Genomic DNA, 8,240 nt, shown 5'->3' with positions numbered 1-8,240 from the left:
ACACGATCGACACCTATGTGGACGCCGGGATTCAGTTTCCCGGCGGAAACGCGGTCAATGTCGCCGCGATGACCGCACGACTCGGTGCGGATGCGGCCTACTTAGGTTGCGTTGGCGACGATGAGGGCGGCCGACTGATCAGCTCAAGTCTGGTCACTGAGGGCGTCGACATTTCGCGAGTACGCATTCGTGCCGGCGGTAATGCCCGCGCATTTGTCGGTCATGTCCACGGGGACCGCCAGTTCATCGGCAGCCGTCCGGGTGTCCGCGCGGACTATCGCTGGGAGCCAGCTGACTTTGCGTACATCGCGACGTTCGACCATGTCCACACAAGCATTTACAGCGACCTAGGTAATGCGCTGCCGCAGATCGCTGCGAACGCCGCCTCGCTGTCTCTCGATGTCTCCGATCGCTGGGATCACGCTTATCTGCATCAGGTTCTACCTTTCGTGCGCTTCCTGTTTCTTTCCGCAGCAGAAATGTCGGAAAGCGATGCGCGCAATCTGGCAAGGCTGTGTTTGGTCGATCGCCCAGAGGCCGTCATATTGACCCGTGGCAGCGATGGCGCGTTGGGCATGGATGCCAACGGTACGGTAATTCAACGCGCTCTGCCAACAACAGTAGTCGACACGATGGGTGCCGGCGACGGGTTCATATCGGGGTTTCTGATGGCTGCGCTTGAAGGCGGCTCGCTGGACAGCGCAATGTCGATGGGTGCAGAATATGCCGCAAAGGCTTGCACCTGGCAGGGCGGCTACGGGCACGGTATGCCATGGGTTGGCGACGCGGAGGCGCTCAGGGCGATCGCTGCTCGGTAGTCCTTGAAGATCGCGCGGTTGTCGGCGCGAAGCACCTCCAGCCACGAACCGAGATAGTCGGCATGGCGCACGGTCGGCACGATGCCCAAGGCGGCGCAGAGGAACGCAGAAGTCAGTTCGGCGGCAATTTCCACGCGGGCATAGGCGCTATCACCGAACCGTCCGCCAAAGATCCGCGCCAGCCGCGAGGCGTGGCCGGTCCAATGGCCGAGTTCGTGCGGCGCGGTGCGATAATAGTCGATCTGCTGGCGGAACGCCGGTTGCGGCGGCACCTGAATGAAATCGCAGGACGGGAAATAAAAGGCAAAAGGCGCGCGCTCCGCCAATACTGAAATCCGCGCCCGTCGCCGCAATCAGGCTTTCGGCAACCGGCACCTGCTCGCGCTCGGGCAACGGCGGCGCGTCGGTAAAATATTCATCGGGGAGGCCGTCACATTGCGCAACGTTGAACACCACGAAGCGTTTGAGGAACGGCACCGCTTTTGCCTCGTCGCCGTCCGCCCGCGCGCGCTCCTTCTCGGCTTCGGGCGTGAAGCGGTCGGCGTAGCAGACCGTCACTCCCTGCTCGCCCTTGCGGACGCAGCCGCCAGCGGCGAGCGCCTGCCGGAAGGTCAGCCAACCTTGGTTGGCGTAACCTTTGGCGATGACCTCGCCCCACAGGATCAAGACATTGACGCCCGAATAGGCGCGGCCCGTCACCGCGTTGCGGGGAAGGCTGGGGCTGGCAATTGCCGAATCCCAAGGCTGAACCCACGGGAGGCGCCCCGCTTCAAGCTCGGTGACGATACGCGCGGTCACCTCGTCGTAAAGCGAGGCGCGCGGCTCCGCGCTCCTTGCTCGCGCCTCGGCGTGCGCGCGTCCCGCGCGCTTTCTGCCCGTGCCGCCCTTCCGAACCTACAAGACCTGTCCCATCGCTGCCTCCAAGCACTGCCCAAAACCACACACGGACCCGGCGGGACGGGGGCGGCGACGGGCGACCAGAGAGGCGCGGCGCGGACAGGCGCACCGGCTTGGCTGCTGAGAAATCCGTGACTGCTGACGCAAACCGGCCGTAACGCAGTGGACGACCCAGTCCTGAGCTTGTCGAAGGGCGGGTTGCGTCTGGCCGCGCCGCGCCTAATCGCCCAGGCCTCGACATAGGCATCGTAGACCGCGATCTGATCCTCGGTCAGGCGATGCTCGAGGATCTCGTTGTCAATCGGCGTTCAATCGGGACCCCCTATCGGCGCGCAAAAGGGACCCCCTTGCTGAGATGGTGGGTGGTTGATGCTGGGCGCGGTTTTCGCGCTGCTGTCGGCGTAGGGAGGGCGTAGCCCGACCGGAGGCGTCAGCAGCGCGAAGGCGGTTTTCTGACTAGGTCAGCTGCGGTTTTTGAAGCGCCAGCTGTCGTTGCCGGTCTCGATGATATCGCAATGGTGGGTGATACGGTCGAGCAGCGCGGTGGTCATCTTCGGATCGCCGAACACGGTGGGCCACTCGCCGAAGGCCAGGTTGGTGGTGATGATGACCGAGGTCTGCTCGTAGAACTTGCTGATCAGGTGGAACAATAGCTGCCCGCCGGATCGGGCGAACGGCAGATAGCCCAGCTCATCAAGCACCACGAGATCGAGCCGGCTGAGCTGGGCGGCCATGGCACCAGCCTTGCCGATGCGGGCTTCTTCCTCGAGCCTGGTGACGAGATCGACCGTGTTGAAGTAGCGCCCGCGGGCACCGGCACGCACGACGCTGGCGGTGATCGCGGTGGCCAGATGGGTCTTGCCGGTCCCTGTGCCGCCGATGAGCACGATGTTGCGGCGACCGGGCAGGAACGAACCTGCGTGCAGGTAGCGCACCAGCTCTTCGTTGATCGGAGTGCCCTCGAACGCGAAGGCGTCGAGGTCCTTGATTACCGGCAGCTTGGCTGCGGTCATGCGGTAGCGGATCGAGGCGGCATGACGATGCGCGGCTTCGGCGCGCAGCAGGTCGGTCAGGATCTCGTGGGTCGTGCGCTTGCGCTGCAACCCGGTGGTGACCGCCTCGTCGAACGCGCCGGCCATGCCCTTGAGGCCGAGCGAGCGCATCGCCTCGATCATCTCATGCCGCTGCACGGAGGCCTCGCACCGTATCGTAGCGCGCGCAGTCCGCGATCGGCGGGTGGCTGAGCTTGAGATCGGCAGCCACGTCGAGGGGGCGTGCGGATGGCGGATCCCGGTATCGGGCCAGGATGTTGAGGATCACCTCGTCGCTGACGGCACCGCTATCAAGCGCCTCCCGGATCGCGGCCTCAACCGCTTCCAGACCATCTGTCATTACAGCTGCCAGCACGCGCACGAAGCGGCGGTCGGCTTCATCACCGCCGCCCAGCTTGCGCCGCAACCGCGTCAGTGCCGGTGGCAGGTCCCACCCTTGGAAGGGAGCGCCGTTCCGCAGGGCGCCTGGCTTGTTGGCCAGAACGGGCAGGTAATGCCAGGGATCATAGATGGTCCGGTCGCGGCCGAAGTGCCGGGCATGCTCGGCGATGACCTCATCGCCGAGGCGCACGACGATGCGGTCGGCATAGGCGCGGACCTGAACGGCCCGCCGCGCTGCCTTGGCCATGACCGAGTAGCGGTTGCGGTCGAAGCTGATGAGGCACGTGCCGGTCACTGCTTGGGCGGACTCATGGAAGCCGTCGAAGGGCGCCAGCATCGGCTGCAGGGCTGGCCGTTCGAGTTCCAGCGCATCGGCAACGGTCAGCTCCTTCTGCTCGGGGTGCGCGTGCGTTGCGGCCCATCGCAGGCACTCAGCTTCCAGCCATCGGTTGAGCTCCTCGATGCTGGCAAAGCGCAGGCGAGGCTGGAAGAAGCGGCCTCGGATGGTCTGGACCTGGTGTTCAACCTGACCCTTCTCCCATCCTGCTGCCGGCGAGCAGGCCGTGGGCTCGACCATGTAATGATCGGCCATGACCAGAAAGCGGCGGTTGAACACCCGCTCCTTGCCGACGAACACTGTGGTGACCGCGGTCTTCATGTTATCGTAGATGCCGCGCAGGGGAACGCCGCCGAAGAAGGCAAAGCCGCGCGCATGCGCGTCGAACACCATCTCCTGCGTCTCGCGCGGATAGGCCCTGACGTAGACCGCCCGCGACGCGCACAGCCGCATCTGCGCCACCTTCACCCGCATCGGCTTGCCCGCGATCTCCACATCCTCGTGGCTCCAGTCGAACTGGTAGGCCTCGCCTGGCTTGAACATCAGTGGGATGAAGGCAGGCGCCCCATCGCCCGAATCCTTGCGCCGCGCTTGTGTCCAGCGCCGGGCGTAGCGTCGGACCGCGTCGTAGGATCCCTCGAACCCCTCACGGCACAACAGATCATGAATCCGGGTCATGCGGAGCCGATCGCGCCGGGGCCGGGCCTCGTTCTCCGTCAGCAGCACATCGAGCCGCTCCTGAAACGGCCCAAGCCGGGGCAGCGGTTGAACCGTGCGGCGATAATCGAACGCGCCTTCCGGCGCCCGGATCGCCTTGCGCACCACCTTGCGTGACAGCCGCAGATCCCGCGCAATCGCCTTGATCGCCTTCCCGCTCGCGTGCTCCCGCCGTATCCGAACAACCGTCTCCACCACCAACATCCCGATCTCACCACCTGGAAAACCAGGCAGTCCGCTACACCATCAGAATGAGGGGTCCCTTTTAGAGTCCCTCTTAGTGGAGGAACCCCTCCGACTTCAGTCGGATACTGGCTTCAGCCATAGACTCGCGTGGTAGCCTGTAACCTCGGGAAAAGGGGAAGCCGCCGAAGGCGTGAAGCTTCCCCTTTTCCCGAGGTTACAGGCTATGGCGTATCGGTCCGGTTGTCACACGACATTCCATCATCGCTACTATCTCGTCTGGGCGCCGAAGTATCGGTACAAGGTGCTCATCGGCGATGTGCGCCTCAGGGTCCGCGAGATCATCCGGCAGGTCTGTGCCGAGATGGGCGTGACGATCATCAATGGCGCGCTGTCAAAAGACCACGTGCACATGTTCGTCGAAATCCCGCCGCACGTCTCGGTCAGCGACTTTGTCCGCCGGGCCAAAGGGCGCTCGTCGCGCAAAATCCAGCAGGAGTTCGAGCACATCCGCAAGCGCTACTGGGGCCAACGCTTCTGGCAGCGCGGCTACTTCTCGACCACTTCCGGCAACATCACCGATGACATCATCATGCGGTATCTGGACCGACATACCCACAAGGAAGGCTTCAGCCCCGCCGTATGATCCTACCGGCGTCAGCCGGTCAGTCATTCAGACGCCGATCACCCCGCTAACGGGGTCCCTTTTGCACGCCGGTCCACAGGTTATCGCCGCCGTCCCGGCGTCAACAGTGACAATCGAGCGACCCCGTAGCTTTTGGATTTTGAAATTCACCAGGGCACGCCCCGCCATGACATCCGTCATGACCTTGATGATCTCGGGCCGGGTCAGATCCTTGACCCGGCGGGCGCCGACCAGCGGGATGATGTGGCGGTTGATGCGACCTGTGTCGGTGATCTTGGCCGATGGCCGCTAGGGGCGGTTGCTCTTGCCCAGAATCAGACCGCTGCCAAGGTCATCTAGATTGCGCTCTCACAGCTGCTTCATCGCGATGGCCGTATGATCCTGCTCGCGCTCTTCGGCTGGGTTTTCGCCTTTCGCCACACGTGCAAGCTGGACCAGTGCCTCCTTGCGCGCGGGCTCCGGCGTCCAGACGCCGTGCGGACCAATGGTGTAGCGACGGGACCGCACCGGCACGCGGTACTGCAGAACGTAGCTGCGCTTACAGCATCGAGCCCAGTGGGCGTTTGGTTGCGGACCAACTCGACGGAAAGCCACTTTTGGAATGCGATGGTGACCTGACAATCATCCGGCGCGGAGAGGAAGTCGAACTTCTTCGGCCGCAAGATCGCAAGCCGGTCGGTCGATTTGATTCGGGCAATTTCCAGAAGCGCGACTGCCCCGGCCCGTTCTCGGCGAAGAGGGGGAACAAATGGTTCTTTGTTCTGGAGAACGGGACGGTGCTGGGCGGTCGGAACGGGTTTGACAGCACCTATTCCTTCGCCGGATCGCACGTTCCCGTTCAGGTCGATGGCAAGTGGGGCATCATTGACCGCACGGGAGTTTTCACGGTCGAACCGCACCTTGCCAAGCTTCGTCCCGATCGCGGCGGCACCTACGCGGTCGGTGAAGGGCCAGCAACCTATTGGATCGATGCATCGGGAAGTCGAGTTGCAAAACCGGCCATTGCCCGACCGACGCCGGACCAGGCACTAATCTGTGAAGGTGGTCTGCGCTTCTTCCGGAAAGGCGACTTCTGGGGCTTGCAGGACGGCACCGGCAAAGCGATGATCGCCCCGCGCTTTCGCGCTCTGTCCTACTTTCAGCAGGGTGTTTCCTGGACGGCATCACCGGGGGCTAATGTCTGGTGCCCGATTGGACCCGATGACCAGCGACGCGCGGCCTTGGATTGCCGGAAAACCTACTATCCGATGATAATTAGGCATCATGCCACTGAGAAGTTCAGCAACGATCCCTTCGAAAACAGCGTTCTGTGGACTCGCGCCTGGCTCGAATATCAGGCTGGCATTCGCGCCGAACCACCGCGATGGATTCCGGATTACGGCAATGGCGGAACCTACAGCGTATCGGGTGGTCGCGCATCGGATGTCATGACGGAACCAGCGTCGGCTCTCGGGCGAATTGACCCATTCGCGATTGCCATATTGGGAAGCCTTTTTATCGGACTCGGCGGACATTGGTATTGGGAGCGCAAGCGGAGTGACGTGAAGGGCTGAGCCGTCAAACTTGAGTGTTCGTACACTGCTGAACGAACTACTACTTTCCGTGATGTTCTGACCGCATCTGAAAGCTTGTTTCCGCAGAGAGTGCCGCATCTCATTGCGAAATAAGAAAAGTTAAGTGCACTATGCTTTTTCCGCGTCAAGCGCTCGCTTACCCCTCCGCTTCCACAGCACCAGCGCTTGTTCCCGCTCCTCGCCGCGCAGCTTGGCCGCAACCGTTAGAAACGCGCCGTAGAGCGTGGCGCGATCATCGTCTGCGAGTTCGACCAGACCGGCTTTCACCACCAGGCCGCCCAGTTCGATCAGTTGCCGCGTGCGCTCGCGGCGCTTGACCTGCCATTCGCGCATGTCGGTTCGCGCCTTTCGTGCCTCAAGCCGATGCCGCGCCGCCGTCAAGCGGGAGAGTGCCATCCGGTTGGCTTTGAGGTCCATCGCCACGCTTGCGCGCCTTGCTCTGAAAGAAGGCCACGCCCCGCTTGCGCCACGCCTCCTTCCTCTGGGCTTCACTAGTTTCCGCGATGACGAGCAGGGCACCGGCCAGCGTTTCCGCGTCGGTCGCATCGGCCCCGGTGGCGATCACCAGTTCGCCGATTTGCTGCACGCGGCGTTCCTTGAGTTGCTTCGCCTTGTCGGCGAGCGCCTTCAGTTCCGTATCAAAGTCTCGTGGTTTGCGCATCGAAGTTCTCCATTGAGAGGTGATGCGCTGATGATAATATCGATGCTCTCCCAATGCTGTAGAGTCGTCGAGACGGCCTGATACTGAATAGTCCCGAGCAGGATTTTATCATGGGAGGGCGCGCTTATACGTCGTGCCGACGTGGCGCTCATGGCGTAGATGGATTGCCGTCATGGCGATCTTCCACCTCTCCGTCAAAGTCATCAGCCGGTCGAGCGGCCGCAGCGCGGTGGCCGCTGCTGCTTATCGCGGAGCCGAGCGGCTGCATGACGAACGGCTCGACCGCGACCATGACTTCACCAACAAGGACGGGGTCATCCATTCCGAAGTGCTGCTGCCCGAAGGCGCACCAGAGGAATTCGCCGACCGCGAGAAGCTTTGGAATGCGGTCGAGGCCGCCGAGAAGCGGAAAGATGCGCAGCTTTCCCGCGAGGTCGAATTCGCCATTCCGCGCGAGCTGACCAAGGAACAGGGCATCGCGCTGGCGCGGGAGTTTGCCGAGGCCGAGTTCGTCGAAAAAGGCATGATTGCCGACCTCAATGTCCATTGGGATATTGGTGCGGACGGCCAGCCCAAGCCGCACGCCCATGTCATGCTCACCATGCGCGAGGTCGGCAAAGACGGGTTTGGCCCGAAGGTGCGCGAGTGGAACAAGGCCGAGCTGGTTGAGCAATGGCGCGAGCGCTGGGCCGAGCATGTCAACCAGCGCCTGGCAGAACTCGATATCGACGCGCGGATCGATCACCGCAGCCTGGAGGCGCAGGGCATCGCGCTGGAGCCGCAGGACAAGATCGGTCCCGCCGCATCGCGCATGGGCGTGCGCGGGCTTGAAGCCGAGCGGATCGAGGAACACCGCGCCGTCGCGCAGCGCAACGGCGAGCGGATTATCGCCAAGCCCGCTGTCGCGCTCGACGCGATCACGCACCAGCAAGCCACGTTCACCGGCCGCGACCTTGCTATGTTCGTGCATCGGC

General features: G+C 63.1%; 10 protein-coding genes and 1 pseudogene. 4 read left to right on the top strand and 7 right to left on the bottom strand.

Features of this window, described 5'->3' with window-relative positions; genetic code table 11:
* Window positions 1–818: PfkB family carbohydrate kinase (locus tag ACRCSW_RS02155; RefSeq protein WP_438702345.1), on the top strand; the 818-nt coding region annotated here is incomplete at its 5' end.
* Here the strand turns inward: ACRCSW_RS02155 and ACRCSW_RS02150 are convergent.
* The 4 genes and pseudogenes from ACRCSW_RS02150 to istA form a co-directional block, all read right to left on the bottom strand.
* Window positions 755–1,090 (bottom strand): zincin-like metallopeptidase domain-containing protein, encoded by a 336-nt coding sequence (locus tag ACRCSW_RS02150; RefSeq protein WP_438702344.1) that lies wholly within the window; start codon window positions 1,088–1,090, stop codon window positions 755–757. The two genes, ACRCSW_RS02155 and ACRCSW_RS02150, sit on opposite strands and share 64 nt — an antisense overlap.
* A gap of 235 nt (window positions 1,091–1,325) precedes the next feature.
* Window positions 1,326–1,616 (bottom strand): annotated as a pseudogene (locus ACRCSW_RS02145) (ArdC-like ssDNA-binding domain-containing protein); the annotation flags it as partial.
* 560 nt (window positions 1,617–2,176) lie between these two features.
* Window positions 2,177–2,905, bottom strand: coding sequence for an IS21-like element helper ATPase IstB (gene istB / locus ACRCSW_RS02140; protein ID WP_438702343.1), 729 nt, complete (start codon window positions 2,903–2,905; stop codon window positions 2,177–2,179).
* Window positions 2,892–4,406: an IS21 family transposase gene (gene istA / locus ACRCSW_RS02135; protein ID WP_438702342.1), complete on the bottom strand. Its 1,515-nt coding sequence runs from the start codon at window positions 4,404–4,406 to the stop codon at window positions 2,892–2,894. The genes istB and istA overlap by 14 nt, the downstream gene beginning before the upstream one ends.
* 205 nt (window positions 4,407–4,611) lie before the next feature.
* On the opposite strand from istA, the gene tnpA reads away from it, so the two are divergent.
* Window positions 4,612–5,031, top strand: a complete 420-nt coding sequence (tnpA, locus tag ACRCSW_RS02130) for an IS200/IS605 family transposase (protein ID WP_438702341.1) — start codon at window positions 4,612–4,614, stop codon at window positions 5,029–5,031.
* Between the two features lie 348 nt (window positions 5,032–5,379).
* Here tnpA and ACRCSW_RS02125 read toward each other — a convergent pair whose 3' ends face one another.
* Entirely contained in the window at window positions 5,380–5,625 is a 246-nt protein-coding gene (locus tag ACRCSW_RS02125) for an Arm DNA-binding domain-containing protein (protein WP_438702340.1), read from the bottom strand.
* 2 nt (window positions 5,626–5,627) lie between these two features.
* On the opposite strand from ACRCSW_RS02125, the gene ACRCSW_RS02120 reads away from it, so the two are divergent.
* Window positions 5,628–6,584 carry a WG repeat-containing protein gene (locus ACRCSW_RS02120; protein WP_438702339.1) on the top strand — a complete coding sequence of 319 codons (957 nt, stop codon included), beginning with the start codon at window positions 5,628–5,630 and terminating at the stop codon, window positions 6,582–6,584.
* 129 nt (window positions 6,585–6,713) lie between these two features.
* Here the strand turns inward: ACRCSW_RS02120 and ACRCSW_RS02115 are convergent, their stop codons facing one another.
* Window positions 6,714–6,938: a conjugal transfer protein TraD gene (locus tag ACRCSW_RS02115; protein ID WP_438702338.1), complete on the bottom strand. Its 225-nt coding sequence runs from the start codon at window positions 6,936–6,938 to the stop codon at window positions 6,714–6,716.
* Window positions 6,939–6,960: 22 nt separating this feature from the next.
* A complete protein-coding gene (locus ACRCSW_RS02110; protein WP_438702337.1) occupies window positions 6,961–7,266 on the bottom strand; it encodes a conjugal transfer protein TraD in 306 nt (101 codons plus the stop codon).
* A 172-nt stretch (window positions 7,267–7,438) separates the two neighbouring features.
* Between ACRCSW_RS02110 and mobQ the strand changes: the two genes are divergently transcribed.
* On the top strand, window positions 7,439–8,240 hold an 802-nt coding region (gene mobQ / locus ACRCSW_RS02105), incomplete at its 3' end, for a MobQ family relaxase (RefSeq protein WP_438702336.1).

This window comes from Tabrizicola sp., from assembly GCF_051645465.1.
In the GTDB taxonomy this organism is placed as follows: Bacteria; Pseudomonadota; Alphaproteobacteria; order Rhodobacterales; family Rhodobacteraceae; genus Tabrizicola.
This window is presented reverse-complemented; position numbering and strand designations above follow the sequence as displayed.

What these genes read in the sequence shown, in the direction of transcription:
- istA (WP_438702342.1), bottom strand. Translation starts at nt 4,406, where the DNA reads ATGTTGGTGGTGGAGACGGTTGTTCGGATACGGCGGGAGCACGCGAGC.
- tnpA (WP_438702341.1), top strand. Translation starts at nt 4,612, where the DNA reads ATGGCGTATCGGTCCGGTTGTCACACGACATTCCATCATCGCTACTAT.
- ACRCSW_RS02115 (WP_438702338.1), bottom strand. Translation starts at nt 6,938, where the DNA reads ATGCGCGAATGGCAGGTCAAGCGCCGCGAGCGCACGCGGCAACTGATC.
- ACRCSW_RS02110 (WP_438702337.1), bottom strand. Translation starts at nt 7,266, where the DNA reads ATGCGCAAACCACGAGACTTTGATACGGAACTGAAGGCGCTCGCCGAC.